Source organism: Streptomyces sp. NPDC057694 (genome assembly GCF_042799415.1).
In the GTDB taxonomy this organism is placed as follows: domain Bacteria; phylum Actinomycetota; class Actinomycetes; order Streptomycetales; family Streptomycetaceae; genus Streptomyces.
The window spans coordinates 1-20,122 of the sequence record NZ_JBHVIX010000001.1 but is presented as its reverse complement, the minus strand read 5'-3'; the positions used below and the strand labels follow the sequence as shown (position 1 = coordinate 20,122).

General features: G+C 67.0%; 18 protein-coding genes. 10 read left to right on the top strand and 8 right to left on the bottom strand.

The annotated features are described in order from the left end of the window. Positions 1-39 precede the first annotated feature (39 nt). Entirely contained in the window at positions 40-804 is a 765-nt protein-coding gene (locus tag ACFVDP_RS00090) for a hypothetical protein (RefSeq protein ID WP_383480686.1), read from the bottom strand. A 292-nt stretch (positions 805-1,096) separates the two neighbouring features. On the opposite strand from ACFVDP_RS00090, the gene ACFVDP_RS00085 reads away from it, so the two are divergent. Then, the gene (locus tag ACFVDP_RS00085; protein ID WP_383480683.1) at positions 1,097-1,465 is read left to right on the top strand and encodes a hypothetical protein; all 369 of its coding nucleotides are present in this window, start codon (positions 1,097-1,099) and stop codon (positions 1,463-1,465) included. Continuing rightward, positions 1,462-2,577, top strand: coding sequence for a caspase domain-containing protein (locus ACFVDP_RS00080; protein WP_383480680.1), 1,116 nt, complete (start codon positions 1,462-1,464; stop codon positions 2,575-2,577). Before ACFVDP_RS00085 ends, ACFVDP_RS00080 begins: the two co-directional genes overlap by 4 nt. Positions 2,578-2,641: 64 nt before the next feature. Here ACFVDP_RS00080 and ACFVDP_RS00075 read toward each other — a convergent pair whose 3' ends face one another. Together ACFVDP_RS00075 and ACFVDP_RS00070 are read right to left on the bottom strand one after the other, a co-directional pair. Continuing rightward, on the bottom strand, positions 2,642-2,848 hold the full coding sequence (locus ACFVDP_RS00075) for a hypothetical protein (protein ID WP_383480677.1): 207 nt from the start codon (positions 2,846-2,848) through the stop codon (positions 2,642-2,644). 306 nt (positions 2,849-3,154) lie between these two features. Next, on the bottom strand, positions 3,155-4,693 hold the full coding sequence (locus tag ACFVDP_RS00070) for a TerD family protein (protein WP_383480674.1): 1,539 nt from the start codon (positions 4,691-4,693) through the stop codon (positions 3,155-3,157). Positions 4,694-5,512: 819 nt separating this feature from the next. Between ACFVDP_RS00070 and ACFVDP_RS00065 the strand changes: the two genes are divergently transcribed. The 6 genes from ACFVDP_RS00065 to ACFVDP_RS00040 all read left to right on the top strand — a co-directional run bounded on the left by ACFVDP_RS00065 (position 5,513) and on the right by ACFVDP_RS00040 (position 11,055). Beyond that, the gene (locus ACFVDP_RS00065) at positions 5,513-6,724 is read left to right on the top strand and encodes a VWA domain-containing protein (protein ID WP_383480671.1); all 1,212 of its coding nucleotides are present in this window, start codon (positions 5,513-5,515) and stop codon (positions 6,722-6,724) included. Further along, entirely contained in the window at positions 6,721-7,551 is an 831-nt protein-coding gene (locus ACFVDP_RS00060; RefSeq protein WP_383480668.1) for a DUF6308 family protein, read from the top strand. Before ACFVDP_RS00065 ends, ACFVDP_RS00060 begins: the two co-directional genes overlap by 4 nt. A gap of 375 nt (positions 7,552-7,926) precedes the next feature. Next, a complete protein-coding gene (locus ACFVDP_RS00055) occupies positions 7,927-8,229 on the top strand; it encodes a hypothetical protein (RefSeq protein WP_383480665.1) in 303 nt (100 codons plus the stop codon). Between the two features lie 133 nt (positions 8,230-8,362). Next, a complete protein-coding gene (locus ACFVDP_RS00050) occupies positions 8,363-9,067 on the top strand; it encodes a PE-PGRS family protein (protein ID WP_383480663.1) in 705 nt (234 codons plus the stop codon). 122 nt (positions 9,068-9,189) lie between these two features. Continuing rightward, a complete protein-coding gene (locus ACFVDP_RS00045) occupies positions 9,190-9,498 on the top strand; it encodes a LexA family protein (protein WP_383480661.1) in 309 nt (102 codons plus the stop codon). Positions 9,499-10,017: 519 nt separating this feature from the next. Beyond that, complete coding sequence (locus ACFVDP_RS00040) at positions 10,018-11,055, top strand: SHOCT domain-containing protein (RefSeq protein ID WP_383480658.1); 1,038 nt, start codon at positions 10,018-10,020, stop codon at positions 11,053-11,055. A gap of 7 nt (positions 11,056-11,062) precedes the next feature. On the opposite strand, the gene ACFVDP_RS00035 is transcribed toward ACFVDP_RS00040, so the two are convergent. The 3 genes from ACFVDP_RS00035 to ACFVDP_RS00025 form a co-directional block, all read right to left on the bottom strand. Then, positions 11,063-11,449 carry a fic family toxin-antitoxin system, toxin component gene (locus ACFVDP_RS00035; protein WP_383480655.1) on the bottom strand — a complete coding sequence of 129 codons (387 nt, stop codon included), beginning with the start codon at positions 11,447-11,449 and terminating at the stop codon, positions 11,063-11,065. A gap of 1,328 nt (positions 11,450-12,777) precedes the next feature. Further along, complete coding sequence (locus tag ACFVDP_RS00030) at positions 12,778-13,338, bottom strand: hypothetical protein (RefSeq protein ID WP_383480652.1); 561 nt, start codon at positions 13,336-13,338, stop codon at positions 12,778-12,780. A 124-nt stretch (positions 13,339-13,462) separates the two neighbouring features. Then, entirely contained in the window at positions 13,463-13,981 is a 519-nt protein-coding gene (locus tag ACFVDP_RS00025) for a restriction endonuclease (RefSeq protein WP_383480649.1), read from the bottom strand. 1,108 nt (positions 13,982-15,089) lie between these two features. On the opposite strand from ACFVDP_RS00025, the gene ACFVDP_RS00020 reads away from it, so the two are divergent. Both ACFVDP_RS00020 and ACFVDP_RS00015 read left to right on the top strand, forming a co-directional pair. Then, the gene (locus ACFVDP_RS00020; RefSeq protein WP_383480647.1) at positions 15,090-15,881 is read left to right on the top strand and encodes a hypothetical protein; all 792 of its coding nucleotides are present in this window, start codon (positions 15,090-15,092) and stop codon (positions 15,879-15,881) included. A 297-nt stretch (positions 15,882-16,178) separates the two neighbouring features. Next, positions 16,179-16,460: an HU family DNA-binding protein gene (locus tag ACFVDP_RS00015; RefSeq protein ID WP_383480645.1), complete on the top strand. Its 282-nt coding sequence runs from the start codon at positions 16,179-16,181 to the stop codon at positions 16,458-16,460. 68 nt (positions 16,461-16,528) lie between these two features. Here ACFVDP_RS00015 and ACFVDP_RS00010 read toward each other — a convergent pair whose 3' ends face one another. Then, positions 16,529-16,924 (bottom strand): hypothetical protein, encoded by a 396-nt coding sequence (locus ACFVDP_RS00010; protein WP_383480642.1) that lies wholly within the window; start codon positions 16,922-16,924, stop codon positions 16,529-16,531. Positions 16,925-17,101: 177 nt separating this feature from the next. Continuing rightward, on the bottom strand, positions 17,102-19,666 hold the full coding sequence (locus ACFVDP_RS00005; protein ID WP_383480639.1) for a Helicase associated domain protein: 2,565 nt from the start codon (positions 19,664-19,666) through the stop codon (positions 17,102-17,104). Positions 19,667-20,122 lie beyond the last annotated feature (456 nt).

Sequence of the window (20,122 nt, the reverse complement as noted above, 5' to 3'; positions counted from 1 at the left end):
ATGCCGCGCCTGCCAAAGCCGAGACACGCGAGGTCTTCCTTAGGAGCCGTAGTTCCCGGCTACGTTTGCGTACACCTTGCGGTGGAATTGAGGGAACCGCACGGCGTCCCGGTCCAGAAGGTCGATGAGCTCGACCAACTGCTGCTGCAGGGCCCGCAGGCGGGGCAGCGCGGGCGTGGGATCTGCCGCGATCGTGTCCACGTCTGTGAGCAGCTCGGTGAACCATGCGGCGAAGGCGTTGTCGGTGTCGAGCAGTGCGCAGAACTCTGTGTAGCCGAGGCAGTGACGACGCCCTGGTTCGCTGTCCGGGTGGATCATCACTGCCCCGATGGCGCGCTGCTGGATACGGAAGAGCCGCAGTGCCTCGCGCCGGTTGTACAAGCCGTTGAAGGTCTCCGCGATGCGATACAGCTGCGTCATGACCCTGCGGTTTCCACCGCTGTTGCCGAGGTTGAGGAACTGGAGGTCACGGCGGAGAATCTCCACCCATCCCAGGTACTCGGCGACGACGAACACCGTGCTGCGTCGCGCAAGTTCGGCTTCCCGCTCGCTGCCGTGCACCAGACAGACGGTGAGATAACCCTGGGCCGGTCCCGGGCTCGTGTCCCGCTCGTGGCCCGTGAGGATGGTGAACAGGCGACTCTGCAGATCGAATGTCGCCCAGGCCAGCGAAGCACCGTAGCGATCCATGTAGTCCAGCCGCTCCGCCTGCCGTATCCGGCGCTGCTGCCAGTACCCCAGGACCGCCGCCGTCGCTGCGCTGCCCAGGGCGACGGCGGCCGCAAGCCAGTTGAGAGCGTCCATGACCCAAATCTAGGTGCTACGGACAGCCACACCAGATGGACTGGAGAAAGTCCGCTGGGTGTGGCTCTCCTGCGTAGGACGGCGGCTCCCTATGGTGCCGAGAGCTGCACCACGCGTCGTACCTCCTCAGGCCAGACGGCTCGGGGCCGTGTCCACGGCTGCGGGAATGGCCTCTGACCAGGGAAGACGAACGTGATCGACACAACTGTGCTGCTGCCGGTTGCAGGCTGCCTGCGGAGGGGAGGATCAGCGGGCACACCACCATGTAGCGCGCGAACTCAGGGGGAAGACAGTGCAGTTGGATGTATGCATCGACGGGCCGCAGCAGGAGGACGAGTTGCGGTCGTTGCGCGACTGGCTGCGTCGGGAGCCTGCGGTGCGCAGGACGGCGCGTGTCGGTCTGAGGGAGGCACCCGCCGCATCCGGGACCATGGGGTCCACCCTGGACGTGCTGGAGCTTGTCACGGGCAACGGGTGGAGCGCCGCTGCTTTCGCTCTGTCGGTTGTCACCTGGCGCCGGACGCGGCCCCGCCAGCCCCGGGTGACGGTGCGCCGCGGCGACGTGGAGATCACTTTGCTGGAGGGGACGGACGAGGAAATCGCACGGCTGGTGCACCGGCTGGAGCAGGCCCAGCGGGATGGGGAGCAGCGTCCGTCATGAGCGCTCTTCCGGATCCGGGGCTGACCCGGGCGGTCCTGGTCGGTGTCGGCGCCTATACCCACCTGGAGGCGCTGCCGGCAGCCACGCGGAACCTGCCGGCGCTCGCCGCGGTGCTGACCGGCCCTCTTTCCTGGCGTCTGGCTGCCGAGCACTGCACCGTGGTCGCGGACCCGGCGTCCACGCCGGACATGCTCGATCCGGTGAAGCGGGCGGCGGAGGAGGCCGAGGACACCCTGCTGGTGTACTTCGCTGGCCACGGGCTGCTCGACGGCCGCGGAGAGCTCTTTTTCGGCCTGCCCGGCTCCCAGTCCGGATGGAGCTACACCGGCGTCACCCACCAGGCTCTGCGCGAGATCATCCTCAGCTCGCCCGCCCAGCGGTGCGTCGTCATCCTCGACTGCTGCATGAGCGGACGCGCCCTGGGGCTGATGGGCAGCGACACCCTGGCGGACCAGGCCGAGATCGACGGCAGCTACCTGCTGGCCGCCGCACCCGACAACAGTCCCGCTCTGGCACCCCCGGGACAGACCTACACCGCGTTCACCGGACAACTCCTGAAGACTCTCGAGCAGGGAGTGCCCGGTCCCGAGCGGGAGCTGGACCTGGAACTGGTCTACCAGCAGGTGCGCCGCCAACTGGTCGCGCAGAACCTGCCCGAACCTCAAAAACGAATCCGCAACACCGCTGGCCGCCTCGCCCTGGCCCGCAACCCTGCCTATCGCCCGCCACGGCGCCCCGCCGGAGTCCGCGGAGTCAAGACCCCCTGGCCCGACCCGTGCACCTTCCATACGCCGCTGGCCTTCCTGGAGGCACTCGCCGAAGTCCGCGCGCTCACCGGTCTGACGATCCCCGCAGTGAGCGAGCGGACAGAACCGGCCGTCGCAGCGTCAACCATCAGCCAGCTCCTGAACCGCACCACCCTGCCCCGCACATGGAAGACAACCCGCAGCTATCTCGCCGCCTGCGGCCTGTCGGACCGCCAATGCGCAGCATGGGAAGCGGCCTGGAAACGCCTGCGAACTCTGGAACAGCACGCACCGACTCCCGAGCCGGAGCCGACGCCCACACGCGGCTGGTACGCCCGCCTGCGTCGCAGGGGCACCAGCTCCTGACGTGCCTGCGCCGCGGGGCCGGGGCTGCGCGCGGCTTGGCGCCGCGGCGCCGCCACTCTTTACGTCAGCGGCTGGCCGTAGCTGTGGGAGACGGCCCCGGTTGGGGGTCCTGGGCGTCGGAATCGTTGGCGAAACCCATCCACGCCAGCATGGCCAGCAGCCCCACCACCACGACGGCGGTGGACTTCTTGGCCGCCTTGCTCTTGCCGGTGGAACCTGACCGCTTCACCCAGTGCCCGGCCCGGTAATACTGGCCATCTCGACCTGCCACGCCCTATCCCCCGATCTTTACTGCGACGGGCTGTCTCCCGTGTACGGAGCATTGCAAAGCCAGGAAGGCGCGGTGTCGCGTTTCGGCGTGACTGGCCGAGAACTGTCGGGATACGGCGCCATGAGACCTGCAGGCCGGAGCGCGTCCGGACAGCCGACGATGGAGGCAGGGTTCATCCCAGGCTTTGCGTTGAGGGGAGGGCGGGCGGTCGCGGTCTCGGAGCATCCCAGGTTGCGCAGGGCACGCCCGTTGCAGCGCATGTGGGTGAGCTCGTCGGCTCCTCCTGCCAGGACTCTTGCCGTGGCTCTATTCGACGTCGACTCCGTAGGCGCGGGCCAGTCCGTCGAGTCCGTCGGCCCAGCCCTGGCCGATGGCTCGGAGTTTCCAGATGGGTGTGCCCTGTGCGTGGTGGCGGTAGATCTCGGCGATGACCATGGCACGGATGGTGGGGTCGGCGGGTGGCTGGAATGTCCAGGCGGCGCTGTCGCACTCGATGTGCAGCGAGGCGTGCGTGAGTGCGGAGCAGGGCAGTCTGGTGTCGACATCCATGTTGATGGAGACGATGATCCGATGCACGTGCGGGGGCAGTGCGCTGAGGTGGAGTGTGGCCCGTTCCTGGATGTGAGACGGGAGGGACTGCTTGCCCAGCAGTCGGGCTGCGCCATTGGCTGCGGTGGGCTGGTTGTAGAAGACGAAGTCCTCGTCCTGGGCGACTTGGCTGTCCGCATCGGTCAGCAGCAAAGTGAGGTCTGCGTCCGCGCCGGCGAACGTGAAAGCAACATGGAGGCCTTGCCATGCTTCTTCGGGCAGGACGACGGTCTGCCCGGGAACCAGGGTGGCTGGTGTACGGGGCTGCTGGTGTGGTCGGCCTGCTGTGGGGGGTGAGGGCGTGACTGGTGGCGTGGTCTGGGCTTTCCACTCGGCGAAGGGACGGATTTCGTACGGTGTCTGCTGCACTGTGAGCGGCTGGCTCTGGCCGTCGTCGGCGCCGCGCGTCTGCAGGGTGACATCCAGATCCGACAGGTTCGCCTCGGGAGTATCCGTTTCCTCCTGCAGGTGGTCGAGGAGAACCTGCAGACCTCGGGTGCGGCTGACATCGAGCGGCTTGAGGACGCTGGAGAGGTTGCCCGACGCCGTGGTCTTCACCGAGCAGGCCACGTCCTGGCCGATGTCCAAAAAGCGCAGAGCGTCCTGGGCGTCACGCCACGGCGTGGTGTCGACCGCGTGACGCGACCAGCGTCCGAAAGCCACGAACCCCAGGCGCTGGCTGTCGGGCAGACGGGTCAGGACGGCCAGGTCGATCGCCGTGATGGAGGGTGCCGTAGCAAAGCCCTCCTTGAGCGTGGCCACGATGTTGGAGCCCATGGAGGTGAGCCACCAAAGGGTGCGCTCCCGCTTGCTCAGTCTCTTCAGGGTGGGCCGTCCATTGGGCGTGAGGCCTGGGGCTTGGTCCGGCAGCGCATCCAGATCCTGCTGACGCATGACGACACTCATCACCGACCCATCGACTCCAACCGCGCACCCGGCCGCCGGATTGTCGGAGAACGCCGTGTTCACCGCCTCACAGACGGTCTCCTCGTTATTGGCCAGGAGCGAGTGCCACCACCGGTCCGCCTCGCCGCGCACGACTTCGAAGACGCTGTGCAAACGCGCCTGCTCGGCGGCCAGATAACCCGGCGCATCCTGCGCTGCACGCGTCTTGGCGGCACTGCGTTCGGAACGTGCCAGACGCCCGATGCCCTGCAGATGGAAGGCCTGAGCTTCGGAGCGTGCCCACGCCAGACCGAGCTCGGGAGGAGGGCCAATAACGGGCGGCTGGAGGGCAGGGAAAGTCTGCAGATGCACCGTCGTCGTCTGCTCCCGAAGCGCAGTCAACTGCGCGATCGCGGCATCTCGCTGAGCTTCCTGGTGCGCTCGCTCCGCCTGCCGACGCACGCGATCGAGCTGCGCGGCTGACGGCGCGACAGAGCGAGACCGACTGCGCCGGGTGCTGGTGCGGCGACCGCTTCCACCGCGCAGGGAACTGGAGGCGTAGAACGGGCCGAGTCCAGACGAGAGGCGAGCGCCACCGCTGCCCACACTGATCCGGGCTGCTCGCGGCCCCAGTGAGGTGCGCACCCCACGGGTGGAGACCCGCACACTCATCCCGGGCACACCGACGCGGAAACCGAACCCCATGCCATCTCCTTCTCCCACTCAGAGCAATGAGTGTGGCACCGGCATCAGTCCGGGCGGTGCTGATTCAGCGTTGCCACCCGTGCGGCCCGGGGCCATATGCGTGCCTGAAGCGGTCCCTGCCCTGCGGTTACCGCGCCACGGCAGTCTGAACGACATGGGTGATGAGCTCTTCGTCGGCTGCCTGCCTGCTTGTCTGCATCGAGGGCATTCGCCTGCATCGATCTCTGCCGGATGCCGGATGCTGTCTTCCGGTCGTGGCGGGCAGGCGCACAGGCGATCCGTACTACTGGCCTGGCCAGGAGCCGGCCCGGACGGGCTCGTACGGCCTGGACAGGGACAGGTACGGGCTTCTGCCCCTGTGCAGAAGCGGCATGGGGCGGTTGCGGCACTCGCCTGGTGCGGGTCTGATCGTTTTGGACGAAGCACGGTACTTCTTCCGCTGGGAGGTCTACCGTTTCCGTCTCGGCGATCAAAGGGGAGCGGCGGATGCCGGTATTACGCAAGGGCGAGAACATGGGGCTGCACAGGGCGCCGGTGGTGTTGTCGGTGTCCGCGCAGGGGCCCGCCGTTGATGTGTCCGCGCTGCTGCTCGGCCCCGACGGCAAGGTCCGCGCGGACCATGACCTCGTCTTCTACAACCATCCCGTCCAGGATCACGTGTCAGTCTCGGACACCACGGTCACCGCGGACGTGCCGCGCATTCCAATGGGCGTGGACCGGGTGGTGATCGCAGCCAGTATCGACCCCCTGCAACCAGGCGCGGTCTTCACCCGCGCACCGCAACTGACGATCACCCAGAACGGCGTCCCGGCAGCCTCGTTCACCGCCCCCGACTTTGTTGCCCGGGAGACCGTCGTGGTCCTGGCAGAGCTCTACCGGCGCGGCGGGGACTGGAAGATCCGTGCAGTTGGGCAGGGCTACGACTCCGGTCTGGCCGGACTGGCAACCGACTACGGCATCCACGTCGACCCAGAACCCGCGCCTGCGCCGCCAGCAACGTCGGCACGGACGAGCCGGAGAGCAGGCCCGGCTGTCGACCTGACCAAGGTCGAACGACAGGCTCCCGGGCTCCTGGAACCTGCACGGCAAGCCAGTCAGGTTCTCGTCGACCGGGGGATCGCCGGACGACGCGCCGCCGTCTATCTGATTCTTGATCACGACTGGAACATGGAGGAACTCTACGAGTCCTTCGCGGTGCAGGCCTTCGCCGAGCGCGTTCTGGCCCTGTCGGCCAACCTCGACGACGACGGCACCGTGCCCGTGGTCTTCTCCAGCGGCCGCGAACCATTCCTGGAAGAGATCCGGCTGGACAACTACCGCGGCCGCATCGGGCAACTGCACACCCAGGTCGACTGGGGCTGGGGCAACGTGGCGGACGCCATGCGCCGGGCCATGAACCATTACCAGGAGTCCGCCGCCACCGACCCTGCGTTCGTCGTGACACAGGTCGGCGACGAGCCCTGGGACAAGTCCGAAGTACGCTCCCTGCTGCAGAACACCGCCTCACTCGGCGTCTTCTGGCTCTTCGTCGGCTTTGGACGCGGCAAACTCGCCTTCTACAAAAACCTCAACGCCTCAACGTCTGCCACCTTCAGCAACGTCGCCTTCTACGACGCCAGCAAGAACCCCGGCTCGGTCCCCGGCGAGCGGTTCTACACAGGCCTCATCGACGCCTTCGCCGCCTGGATCCGCCCGTGAACGCCACACCGTCAGCCGAGCAGACGACCGACCGCACCACACAGACCACCCTCCAGCAGACCTCTCCACGACAGACGTTGCCGACTCCGGACGAGGCCGCGTGCCACTTGGCAACGAGGATGCGCGCGGTTCTCAACGATCCTCGCGCCCTCACAGATCTCCGCACCTACTTCGGCCTCGAACCCGTTGCCGCCCCCTTCACCGGCGCCCGCTTCGAGTCGCTGGGCAGTGGCACAGATACCCACCAGCATGCGAACACCATCACCGCCACGGACCTGATCGCCGTGCAGACCCTGTCAGTGACGGTCCCCGCGCCCGTCGCCCTCGACCTTCTCGAAGGCACCCTGGGCACACGCTTATCCGAGCTGCTCTCGCACATCCCCGCAGACACCGACATGACCGACGCCGACGCACACCACCTTGAGGCCGGCTCACCCGCCGACCACGCCTGGCACCTCCTGCGCGCTCAACGCGGAGTGAACTGGGTGATCGCCGGCAAACTCCTGGCCCGCAAGCGACCCCGACTGCTCCCCGTCTACGACAACGTCGTGCGCTGCGCGCTGGGCCGACCTCAGTCCTTCTGGGTCGCGCTGCACGGCGCACTTCAACACGGCAACCATGCACTCCACGAGGAAGTCCTGGCGGTACGGCAGGCAGCGGGAGTGCCGCAAACGGTGAGCGTGCTGAGAACGTGTGACGTTGCGGTGTGGATGCGTCACCACACAATTCACCGGTCAACGCACGGCTGCGAGCGAAATGCCGAACGCCCCATCGATCATCTCGACGCCGACGTAACCGCCGCCCTGAGGGACGGCACCGCAGGCTGATCCGGGACCATGGCCAAGCCCCGGAAGCCGTTCCGCTGGGTAGTCCGCTGCGGACATGGCCATCCAGCGCGCCCCATCACGAACTCGCCCGGCCGTCGCACGGGAGCGGCGAATCTGCTCTGCGATCATGACCGGCGTATGGCCGAGGAGCTCGCCTCGGGCGCGGGCCTCCGTCAGTCTCTCGACAGTGCCTGCACGATCAGCTGGTGAGTGACGGCGGACACCTGGCCCGCCCATTCACTCCCCGTACGCCTCACTGCCGTGCACCAAGTGCTCCTCGCTGCGTTCACTGATGAGGCCGCAGCGAGCGCTCCCGACGACAAGGAATAGGACTGGCTCCGTGCCTCGGGGGAGCCTCTCACGGACGCCGAGACCGTGATCCTGCGCCGAGCTGCCGACGCACCGCAGCACAGCGAAGCCCTCAGCGAGCGGGCGACACTCATTGAGCAGTTCAACGCCCCGAAGACCGGCGAACCGAGCGGTCCACCCGCGGATGAGGTCTTGCAGCACCCCCTGGTACGGATGGCCGACGCCTATCGAAAGATCATCATCGACCGCGTAGTGCGAACAGATCTTCCAACGCGAGAGGTCCGAGCCGCCGGCCAGTCGCAAGGTGCCGACGTAGGCAATGAACAGACGAGTGGCGTCGAGCCGACTGATGGTGGGGACAAGCCCTGAGTAGCGGCAGGCCTTGGGCGCCGATCAACTGCCCGATGGCCTGCGGCGGGAGGCCGCGGTATCTCGCCACAGGCTTGCGGCGAGTGCCGTCAAAATGCCCACTGCAGACGGGAGGAAAGCCAGACTGTCCGCCATGGACATTTCCTCAGCCCACCAGGACCGTGAAGAAGCAGAACGGCTGAGCACCGCCGTTGGGGTCCTCGCCGATTTCCTGAGCCGGCAGCCGCTCACCCAGGCCTTGGCCTCGTTGGAGTACCGATTGGAGGGCGCCGACGGGATGAATGTCATACGGGTTGCCGAGGATGGCCACGTCGTGCCGGAGCTGCTTGCCTCAGCCCTCACGGTCCGCGAGAGCCTGGGCCGGATTAACGACTTGATCCACGCCTGCGGCATCCTCCTCGTACTGCCTCACATTCTCAAGGATGAAGAACGCATCACCGTCCGCCCCTCCCTCGGCGCCGGCAACGACCCGAGCCGCCCGTACGACCTGGAGACAGACCAGCGCATCGCGGAGTTCAAGCTCGCTCGTTGGCGCGGCGCGGACGCCATGCGTAAGCGCCAAACTTTCAAGGACCTCGTGATGCTCGCCGCCGACACCTCGGGCCGCCAGGCGGACCTGTTCGTGATCGGCCCCGAGCCCCGCCGCTTCCTAACCACCAGCACCTCTACCGCGGCCTGGGCCTTGGACCGCGCCCCAGGGGCGCTGCGGACCTTCACCACCGTCTTCGGCACACCGAGCATGTCCGTGGCCCAGTTCACCGCGACCCATGCCGCCCAGGTTCAGATCACCGATCTGCGGAGTCTCCTCCCCGCGTCCGTCGCAGCCCTCCTGCAGTGAAATGTCCTCAGTACCAGGCGCCAGCCTTGCGAAGTGAATTGCGCCGATTAAGGTGACCAGCCACAATTTGAGGCAGTCGCGCCGAGGGGACTGGGGCTAATGCCCCCGGATTGGTCGCCAGAGTGCCCCAAGAATCCGAGAACCGATCGGTTTCTCGTGCGCGGCGATTCCATGGCAGGTGCCCACATCTCGATGATGACACCGGTGTTGCGCGCGCCCAGGACCAGGCCGAGGCCGGCGAGGTCGTTGCGGCCGTGCTCGACGGCGAAGCGACCGTCAAGCGCGACGGCTCGCAGGTAAGGCCGATGGCCGAGAACCCGTCGTATGACCCGATCTGCGGTGATACTGCCACGATACTTGGCAAGGTCGTGACCGTACTGCGGACCCTGCAGAGCGAGACGCGGAACGGCGAGCCCGCTGCGGGCACTTGAGGTGAGGGCGAGTCCTTCTTCGGGGCAGAAGGACTCGCCGTGATCACCGCCGAACCCTCACCCCGCTTGTCCCGCACCGGGCACCGCAAACGGTCGGCCTGCACCGATTCACCGAGACGGACCATTCGTGTGAACGAGCTCAGCGAGGTGGCAGACTGTCCGACCGGCTCGGTGAGCGGACCACCAGAGGCCGAAGAACCACATCCACCACATGGGCCGTGCTGCGAATCGCTTCCAGCGCGCTGGTTCCCTCGTAGTCGCGCATGGCGGCCGAGGGGGGACTGAAGGGCGGACTGACTGACTGTCGCACGGGCTCTGCTGGCAGCTGCCCTGCGCGTCACGGGTGCTGATGGCGCGGCTGCCGGCCGCTACGAGGCGTCCCGAGGACCAGGGTGGGATGTGGGAGCCGCGGCTGCGGACCGACCGCTGATCAGAACCATTTACGGCGGCGAGCAGGGGGCGGGGCCAGCAGTAGTAAGCAAAGCGCCCAAATGGGACACTGTTTCTGGGAGGTCCCTCATGAGCGACATGCCCCGCACGGCTTCGAAGGTCAAGGACAAGCACGCCCAGCGATGGCTGCATGGGCTCCAAGGGCACCTTGTGTCCGGAGAGACTGTTCGCTACCTGGGGCGGATCAACGCGATGAGAGGGGCTGACGCCTTCGCGGTCACGTCGATTCGCGTCATGTCATTCCTTGGGCTTGAGGTTGGGGGAAAAGGGCTGTTCTTGGATGTCCCTCTCGGTGAGATTGAAACCGCCGAGATCAGATCGAGCATGGGGGGCAAGAAGCTCGTCGTGCACACTCGCGCGGGCGAGGACATCTCCTTCGGGGCACTGGTGAACGCAGATGCCGAGGACAACCTCACCGCAGTGCGGGAGGCGGTAGCCGAGGGACCGGATACAGAAACAGCAAAATCGTGGACAGAAACCCAAGCGGCTGCTGAAGCTGCCTGGGGGGCGACAAGATTCATCGGCGCAAAGCTCAGCGACAAAGCACGTAGGGTGCTCGAACAGCACTGCGCCGCCACGGAGGCCCCGTGGTTCGTTCTCACTTCCAGTGGCGCCGGTGTCCTGGCCGCCTTCGAAGACCGATGCATGATCATCAAGGCGGGTGGGATGGCCGCCATGATGGCCGGTGCCACGGGTGGGGCGCGCATTACGAGCTTTGCATACCGCGAGATCACAGGGATCGAGTACAACTCGGGCCTCTCGAACGGCGTCCTGGAAATCCTCACAGCGAGTTACCAGGGAACGGCGAACAAAGACTTCTGGCGAGGCACCCGAAGCTCCCGAAACGCCGACTCACACGACCCGTACACCCTCAGCAATACGCTCCCCCTGCCGAAAAGGCTGTACCAGGAAGCCTTGCCCTGGCTGAATGAGCTGCGCTCTCGCGTCACCGACTCCAAGGGACAGGTTGCTGTCCTTGCGTCGCCTCCGTCGGCAGCGAAGACCTTGGCGGACGAGATTCGTGAACTTGCCGCCCTGCACGAGGCAGGGGCTCTCAGCGACGAAGAGTTCACCGAGGCCAAGAAAGCCGCGATGGCACGGAAGTAGCTGAGGATCAGGTGACCGTCCAGTCGCGGAGCTGACGGGCGATTCCGGCGACGCCGAGGTGGTCCGACGCGGCGTCGCGCACGAGCTCGACCGCCGCCTTGGGCGGGTAGTCGAGGCGCTGGCCGTGGAGCAGCAGGTAGGCCTCAGCGGAGTGCCAGGCGAACGCGGCGTTGGAGTGTTCCAGGCAGGGCAGCTTCGCCAGTGTCTGCAGGAGCGCCGCCGCCTTCAGATTCAGCGACCCGTAGATGTCGTGCTCCAGGGCGCGCGCGTTCACGCGCGCCACCGCTGCGCAAAGCGGCCCGAAGTCGTCCACCTGCGGATCGCAGTCGAGGAGCTCGGCGGCATGGAGGAGGAATTGGACGTCGAGCCGCTGCTGAGGGCCGGGCTGGGGCACGCGGAGTGCCCCTGCCCCGGCTGCTGCGCCTCGAGTTCACGGCGCGCGCTGCTCGGGCGCGGATCCAGATCGTCGGCATCCCTGAACGCCCCTCCGCTGTGCGCCATGGACGCCCGGAAGTTGCTCAGGAAGGACCGCTCGACCGCCGTCGCCCTGTCGTAGGCCGCCGACAGGATGTACTCCTGCAGCGACATGTTCTTCTGCCGCGCCGCGGTCTCAATGGCCTCACGCTTCGCCGGGTCGGGGAACCGCAGGTTCATGGCCTTCGGGGAGCCTCCGCTGTCATGGTACCGATGGAACTACTGGCCCCACGAAGGAGCCAGCAGCCGCTCCCGTGTAGCGCCGCGGCGGGCCGACCAGCACCTGGACGACACGTCCCGCCCACCACGGGCACCAGCTGCCGGGGTGGGCCCGTCGATAGCTCGCTGAGCACCTCACCTCTCGCGGGCCGCTGCAGCCCGCCCGATGCGCTCCGGGGGTGCTCGCGAGGCCGCGTCACGCGAGGCCGACGGGCATCCCTGGGCGGCCCGCTGGTCAGCCGATTAGTTTGTCGCCCTCGCGCATACAGACTCCGGTGGCCGTGATGTCGGCGAGTACGGCAGCAGGGACGTTCCGCACCGCGAGGAAGGTGAGTTCGCCGGCTCGGTCAAGCTCAGCTTGCGCTGCCTCTCTGCGCCCGACGCCGTGATTTGGCTGCTCGATCAGGTGACGAGCTTTGTGAAGGCCGAGCAGTAAGGGTGGCGAGCTCGAATTCGTGAGGGCTTTGGGGCTGCTGTGCACGCATGCCGTGCGCGCACTCCCTCGCGCCTGCTGTGCGCCCTGCCAGCTCACCAAGGCGGCGACGTAGCGTCGTCACGCCACACCTCATCAGTTGGCAGGCCGGGGATGTCTCGGTAGCAGCCCGGCTACTGGGGAGTGCCGGGGCACCGGCATCTCCGGCCCAACAAGATGAGGTGAGGTGGGTAGATGGTGTCGGAAAGTGGCGCCCCACCCCGCAAGGGATGGATGCGCGAAGCAACTGAACGCTTGGGGATCGCACTCGCGGCTCGCGTGGTGTGGTCCTTGATCGAAAGGTTGATCCACCATTAAAGGGCTTCGGCCCGGAGTGGCCCCCGGTCAATCCCCAGTGATCGGGGGCCACCCTCCCTCATCTTGAGTGCATCCTTGCGCCGGCCGGACTCACTCAATGGCAACGTACTGTCGGAGTCCTTAACGATCGATTGCGGGTCTGGAGGCGTGCGTTGCACGCTGGCTCTCCCCAGCGTATGCAGGCCGCACCATCATCGTGCGCGCCGCATCCACGGGGCCGCTCGTTGCGTGCGGTTTTGCTACCCCTGTTCTGCGACGTCGGTGATCTCCACGGACACCTTTGTGCTCGCCGAGGCTGTACTGATCAGCGACGGCGTGTAGTTGAGGCTCGTCTGGTCCGACAGTTCAGCGGTCTCGGTCACCGTTCCCGAGGCGTCCCCGGAGATCTCGTAGGTGATCTCGTACACCGCGTCGGGGTCGAGGGCCTCGGCGATGCCGTCGTAGGTGAGCCGCGGCTCGACGGTCACGTTGCAGCCTGCTGATCCGAAGCACTGACGCTTGGTGGTCTTCAGCGTCATGGTGAAGTCGTCGGCTGTCGGTGCCTCGAACGTCGGCTCCCCGGTCTCTTCCTCCTCCTCGGCTGCGGCCTCAGCTTTCGGGGTCTCGCTGCTGGACGCGGTCGCGGCGGGCTTGCTGTCGTCTCTGGACTGCACGACGTAGAGGCCGGTGCCGACGATGGCGGCGATGATCGCGGCTGCTGCGCCGATGACGACGGCGTTGCTGGCGCGCTTCGTGGTGGGTGGCTCGGGTGGTGCGGCCGGCGGGAAGTCGGGCTGTGGCGGCGGCGTGGTGGTGCTCAAGGGGTCCCCCTGCGGTTGCGCTGTGTCTGCGCATGATGCGGTGTTGTGCAGGTAGCGTGAAGGCAAAGTGTTTGATTCGTGACACAGGGATTTTGTTGTGACCGCTTTCATGCGGGACGCGGTGCTACATCCACGGCGCGGGCCCGGTCCTGCTCGCCGACGCGGCGAGGGCATGCTCGCCGACGCGGCGGATCCTGTGCTGCGTGGTATAGCCCGGGGCTGGTGCCGTGAAGACGTTCGTCGTCACCACCGTGGCGACATGCGCGCCGTGGATGGTGAAGCCTGTGCCCCCGACCCGATGAAGGTCGGGACTGCCGACCTTCATCGTGGGGCCGTACCGCTTGCACTGGATGACGATGCGGCGTCCGTCCGGTGCGATGGCGATGATGTCCGCGCCGAGGTCGCCGGCCCCGCCCACGACGCGGGCGTCCGGGCAGCCGTCTCGGCGCCAGAGGTAGGCGATGGCCTCCTCGAACTCGCGGGGTGACATGACCTGGTAGCGGGCGACCTCCATGGACTGGAGTGCACAGCCCCCGGCGGCCCGGCGGAGTTCCCTGGTGCGATGGCCGGCCCAGGCGAGGCTGACGCCGCACAGGGAGAAGAACACCAGCGAGACGGCTCCGCCGCTTCCGGTGACGAACATCAGGATGCCGAAGAACGTGAGGAGGGACGGAATCGCTGGCCCGACGTCTGCGCCCGCCTGATGTGGGTCGAGAGCTTCCTCCAGGCGGTGCAAGACCTCGAGACGCCGGCCGCCCTGACCTTCACGCACGGCAGCGTTGCCCTGCCGTAATGGCCCAGCCCGCCACTCAGCGCGACAAGCCGTTGCGGCCTCCTGGACGCCTGTACTGAAGACCAGGTGCCAGGCCAGGGCGGCCTACCGTGATGGGATCCCGCAGCGCCCCAGGCGCAGTTCAGCTGCCGGCGGTCTCCGGCTGCGGCTTGAGGGCCTGCTCTGCCAGGGAGTCTGCCGTGTAGAAGACCGAGGAACCCTGCTTCGTGCGCTGGGCCCGAGGCTTGGCAACCAAGTTCTCCACCGTGGAGCGCACAACGGTGGCCTTGAAGGTGCGCTCCGCATGAGACTTGGTGAGCGCGGCGGCGATCTCGGCAGCGGAGCGAGGCTCGGACTGCCGGCCGAGGTGGTCGTCGACCAGTTCGACCAGGTCGGCCCCGCTGCGAGTAGGGCCGACTTCCTCGCTGCGGACTTGGGTGCGCCCTCGGCGGGTTTGTCAGTAGCAGCCGCGGGCTTGTTGGCCCGGGAGGCGGCGGAGCGCTTCGCACCTTCCCGCGGAGCAGGCACAGCCTTCTTGCGGGGTGTTGCCTTCTTGGCGGCGGCCGTCGTGGTGACGGGGGAACCGAGTGCCTGCTGCATGTTCAGCAGCATCGCATGGTCGTTCTCCAGCGCCTGGTGGTGGGGAAGACTTGAGCGGGCCGTGCCGGGGCGTTGGAGGGATCCATTCGCGCCGACCTCGCGATGGCAAAGAGGGGGCCTGCGCGTACTGCTGATATTCGTGTTGTGTTGTTCCCCTGCACGGTGGTCTGCGGGCTGATGATTCTGCGCTGGTGCGCGCCTGTAAGCGGGTCTGGTGGCCTGGGGGCGTTGGTTCGGCGAGTGTGGCTGGAAAGGCAAGGGCACGCGTTCCCCTACCGGGCCCAGGGCGTGAGTGGTTGGGGGTTGCGGGTACGACTGAGTCCCACTGGAGGAGGGGGCGTTCATGGCTGGTGGGGAGTCATCACACGATGACGGGCCTGTGGGCGAGACGGTTCCGGATTACCAGGCCATGGAACAGGCAGCAAAGGTCTTGCTGTATCAAGCTCGCAAGGTTGAACGTGGTAACAGGCTGACGGAGGCTGGCTGTGCTGCTTTCGACAGAGCGGTCGAGGTGCTGCTGGGTGCCCCTAACCCACGACTGGGTGAGATTTCAGACCCGATCGCTGTCGATGAGATCGTGCTGCTGGCAAGGGAGTTTGCACGTGATATGAGCTCGCGCGTCTTCGAAGAGGATGACCTTGCACGCATTCGCCGGGTCGGCACCCCCTGCCTCGACAAGCTCGACGGCGGCGCTGTCCTCGAGGACAGGCAGCGGGCGGAAATCCGTGCCCGGGACGAAACGGCGGCTGACGCAGCCGCTGACCGTTGGGCGCTCCAGAATGGAGCCGCGCGGTGGGTGACCGCATCCCTTCATCTCGATCCCTTCACTGGCCTGTTGTTCGGTTCCGTCGTCAACGGGCTCGTCAGGCCTGTGCACGAGATCGGGGTTCGTGGTGCGGTGGATCGGGGGGCCGGCTTGATGAAGGCGATCGACGAAGCGGCACAGGCGTCTCCACTGCTACGGCTCGGGCGGCACGAGGGACGCCGTCGGGTGAGGAATGTTGGGCAGACTCCGCCCGATTCGGAGCCCACCACAGCGGGTGATGTCCCCCAAGCGCTGGCAGACGCGCCGAAGGAGCCTGTGGTACAGCAAGACGCCACGAGGCGGAAGATGCGCAACGAGCCCCGGCGGCCGCAGGCGGGTGGTGCCGGGGGGATGCCTGGCGTGTAGGAGGCTCACCCGTTGCCGTGTTCGCGTCCCGAACGAGCGAAACTGCTGGCGATAGGAGAAGTACGAGGCGCACACAGACGAGCCCGCGTGCGGTGAGACCTGACTGCTGTCAGCTGCTTCGCAAGATACGCGTCGCCTTGTACGCCGCACGGGCCCCGCCCTGTGCGGCGCGAGCCGTTCGGAGTACGCCATGTCAGGTCGCGCGCCTGTTGTCAGTGGCGGGTGACAACATGGGCGCTTTGATCTGGCCCTGCTCTTTGGGAGTGGGGGTACCGAGTTCGACATTGGAGTACCGCAATGAACCGCAGTGAGCTGGTAGCCGCGCTGGCCGAGCGTGCCGAGGTGACGCAGAAGGACGCCGACGCCGTGCTGAACGCGTTCGCCGCCACGGTTGGTGACGTGGTCGCCAAGGGCGACGAGAAGGTCACCGTTCCTGGCTTCGTGACTTTCGAGCGCACCCACCGTGCCGCGCGTGAGGGCCGTAACCCGTCCACGGGCGAGGCGATGAAGATCCCCGCCGGCTACGGCGTGAAGGTGGCCGCGGGTTCCAAGCTCAAGGACGCCGCCAAGGACAAGTAGGCCCGCGGATCTGCACGGGGGCGGCCGTCCACGGGGCGTGGGCAGCTGCCCTGTGCTGCGGACTGGCTCTACCCGAAGGGGTTGCCTCCCTGGGTCTGCACTTCGGCGGTGATCGCCTTGAGATAGGCGGCGTAGGTCTCGCGTTGGTTCCAGGTGAACATGACGGTTCGGGAGTTGTTCGCGATGGCCTTCTCTCTTTCGGCGGTCGCGATGCGGAGCTGCCCGCGGTCTTCTTCGGTGGCGAGCTGCACGTATCCATTCGCGAGCCGAGTCGGCTCCTTGGACTGGACTTTGATGACGTCCTTGAGCGGGATCACGGCGTCTTTTGCCCCAGTGACCTTCCCCATGAGCGTGCGTTTGATGTCAGCCCGGTCCGCATAAAGGGTGACGGTCGCGACGTACCCCTTGAAGACCTGTGCCGGGGGCTGGGGTGATGCTGACCCCTTCGAGAAGTCGTATGCCATCGGATCAGTGTGCCGCTTGGCCAGCTGAATCGAGCGCAGCGCATCGTGGTCCCACGCGATCGGGCAAGAGACGAGCCGAGTGAGGCGCAGCACCATCCCCGCGGGCGCGGGGATGGTCTCAAGGCCGGGGCGCTCGGCCTGCTGATGGGTGCCTGCTCCCTCCGGTGGTCTGTGTGGTTACCAGCGCATGCCGAGGGCATCGAGGTCTGCCCGCCGCTGCGGGGTGAGCTTGGCGGCTCGCCGCCGTACGTTGGCCAGCCACATGCCCAGCTGAACCCGGACTCCGTCTGCGTCCTGCTCGGTACCGCCCGCACCGGAGCCGGCGTCCGCGAGTGGCACGAGCTCGGTGTGTTTCCGGGGTACCTGCAGGTGCCCTTCCCGCGCGTGGAAGCGTTCTGCCGCGGTCAGGTTGAGAGCCCATTTGTCGTCCTGGGTGCGCCGGACCGGCCGTTCGTCCTCCCCGGCCTCCTCAACCCCCAGGACGCTCTCCAGCAGCCACTGCTGCGCCGCTCCGAGCTTGTCCCACCCCAGCCGCTGCGCTTGTACCCACGCGCCCAGGTCCTCGCCCTGCACGACCAGGGCGCCAGCCTGGTGGGGGAGAGTGCCACCGGCGTCGAGGTGGTTTTTGGCGAGCCGGAAGCAGCGCTGCCAGGCGGTGTCCCATACCGGGCACCACCCAGGATCGATCGCGTCAAGCGCGTCCTGCCGGCTCTCCGACAGCCCCCACCCACCCGAAGGCACCCTCTCGCCCTGTTCGCGCGCAGCAGCGACTTCTGCCGCTTGGCGGGCTGCGGCGCGCTGGTTCTTCAGCCACACCCCGATCGGGAACCCGCCCGCACTCACCGCACTCACCGGCGCGAGGAGATGCCCGTGCTCTGCCGCCCACGCCCGCGCGATGGCCAGGCCTTCCTCGAAAGCGTGGTCGTGTGCGTTCCACACCATCCCCAGCGCATCCAACTGCCGCACCCGCTCATCCGGCAGGGCCTCCGCGTTGTAGGCCTTGCGCAGGTCGGCCAGCCACACACCGAGCGGAAACCCGGCCGGCGCCCAGTCCTCGGGCGTGACATACCGGTACGGCGCCTTGAGCTCCTCGATGCCGGTCTCCTTGAGGTACTGCAGACAGGCAGCAATACCACGCCGCCAATAGGCCCTCTCCGGGTCGAGGACGCGCAGCTGGATGAACTGCGCGAGCAACGCCGGATCCCGCGGAGTGGAAAACCGCAACAACTCCGCAGCCGCACCACTGACCACCGGCTCGGCATCCCCACGGCCGACGTCATCGACGTTCTGGTCCTGACCCTCGGCGTCCTCGGCGTCGCCCATGTCGCCGGTCGCCTCGTCGGCCTCACCCAGGACGTCGTCGGTAACCCAACTCCCACTGCGCACACGAGGATCCGCGAGCGCCTCAATGGTCTCCGTGTCATGAGCCCGCAGGGCAGACAACACCTTGCTCAGGCTGATGTAAGCATCTGAAGTAAGCATTTCCGAAGGGTTTTCACCCGGCCGCACAAACACCGGAACAAGCAAAGTGGCGAGTTTCCCCTCACCCGGACGGATACGCAAAGCCCGCCCGACCATCTGCACAATATCGACCATCGAGCCACGCGCATCCATAAACGCAACCGCATCACACCGAGCGGTATCCACCCCCTCACCCAACACCTTGACCGACGCCAACACCTGCACAGCCGCCTTCACCTCACGACCCTGCTCGCGAGGCAGGAAGTCGGACGCGAACTCCGCCAGCACCGCCCGGCGGTGGCCGGGGGAGTGCTCCCCGTACAGCCACTGCGCCCACACCCGCCCGGGCGCAGGGAACCGCTCAGGATCGTCAGCGTGCAACTCCCCGGCGACGGCCGGCACCCCAGCCGCCATTGCCTCCGCTTCCACGATCCGGCTGTGAAAAGTCAGGATCCGGCGCAGCTTCTCGTCCGCGGCCGCCGTCAACAGCCCCGTCTGCAACGCGGCAAGCCGCGCGCCCCGCACAGAGCCAGCGCCCAAGGGAGCATCCTGCAGAGCCTCGTACAGCTCAGCGTCCTCGATCTCCACACACACCACCTGATACGGCGCCACGATCCCGCGCCGGATCGCCTCCGACAGCTTCAGCTCGAACGCCACCGGCCCGAATACCGCACTGTCCCGGTCCATCGAGGCAGCCATCCGAGGAGTGTCCCCACCGGCCTCCCACACCCGCGGCGTCGCCGTCATGTACAACCGACGCCGCGCCGGAACCTGCTGCTGATCATGCACCGCAGCCCACGGCTTGCCCGTATCACCAGAGGTACGGTGCGCCTCGTCGACGACCACCAGGTCCCACACGCCGACACCGGCCGCATGCGCCCTCTGCAGGGTCCGCAAACCGAGCGAGGCGTACGTGGCGAACACCGTGACCTGATCCAAACCACGCAACCACAAACGCAGTTCCACATCACTGGTCGTACACGGAACGCCCTCGCTGTCCGCGGCACTCAGCGAGCAGACACCGATCATGACGCCACCACGGCCACCGGCCCGCCACGCCGCCACCGTCTGCAACAACAAATCCAACGTCGGCACCAACACCAACACACGCCGCGCCCTCAACCGACGGGCCGTCTCCACCGCGATCAGCGTCTTACCCGACCCCGTCGCGGAAATCACCTGGGCCCGCAGCCCCTGCGACGGCATCGTGCCGGCGGCCGGCTCCTGAAGGGCCCTCAGAACGCCGTCTACGGCCTCGACCTGATGCGGCAGAAGTTTCACTGTTGCTAATCCCTGACTCACGTAAAAGGTATTCTCGGCAAGCACTGAAAAGCGTGGCGCCGAGTTGCCGAAAATTCGGCGCCAGACCCCAGTTCTGCTCAGGACGACCAGGGGTCCGAACCAAGGCCATAACATAGCCTACCTAAAATAATGACACACATAATGCAGCGAGACCGATCCACCGGACTGTGAGGCGAAGCCACAGATAGGCCCGCTCCCCAGCCCGCAGAAGCACGAGCAGACCGCCCCTTGCAGCCAGCCGCTTTTCAGGTCCGCGCGAAGCGTGGAGCTGCCAGGCCGGATCGCGGAGCGATCCGAGCCGCCGGGCCGCGGAGCGGAACCGGCAGGCGTCACGGAGTGACGCCCAACTCCACGACGAAGTCGGGGAGTTGCACCGGTGCGGAGCACCGGTCACCCGCCGCGTAGCGGCGGCGCGTCGTGTCTGCGGAGCAGACC

Bases quoted from the DNA above. Each gene is read 5' to 3' on its own strand.
- ACFVDP_RS00090 (WP_383480686.1), bottom strand. From the start codon at position 804: ATGGACGCTCTCAACTGGCTTGCGGCCGCCGTCGCCCTGGGCAGCGCA.
- ACFVDP_RS00080 (WP_383480680.1), top strand. From the start codon at position 1,462: ATGAGCGCTCTTCCGGATCCGGGGCTGACCCGGGCGGTCCTGGTCGGT.
- ACFVDP_RS00065 (WP_383480671.1), top strand. From the start codon at position 5,513: ATGCCGGTATTACGCAAGGGCGAGAACATGGGGCTGCACAGGGCGCCG.
- ACFVDP_RS00050 (WP_383480663.1), top strand. From the start codon at position 8,363: ATGGACATTTCCTCAGCCCACCAGGACCGTGAAGAAGCAGAACGGCTG.
- ACFVDP_RS00040 (WP_383480658.1), top strand. From the start codon at position 10,018: ATGAGCGACATGCCCCGCACGGCTTCGAAGGTCAAGGACAAGCACGCC.
- ACFVDP_RS00025 (WP_383480649.1), bottom strand. From the start codon at position 13,981: ATGTTCGTCACCGGAAGCGGCGGAGCCGTCTCGCTGGTGTTCTTCTCC.
- ACFVDP_RS00015 (WP_383480645.1), top strand. From the start codon at position 16,179: ATGAACCGCAGTGAGCTGGTAGCCGCGCTGGCCGAGCGTGCCGAGGTG.
- ACFVDP_RS00010 (WP_383480642.1), bottom strand. From the start codon at position 16,924: ATGGCATACGACTTCTCGAAGGGGTCAGCATCACCCCAGCCCCCGGCA.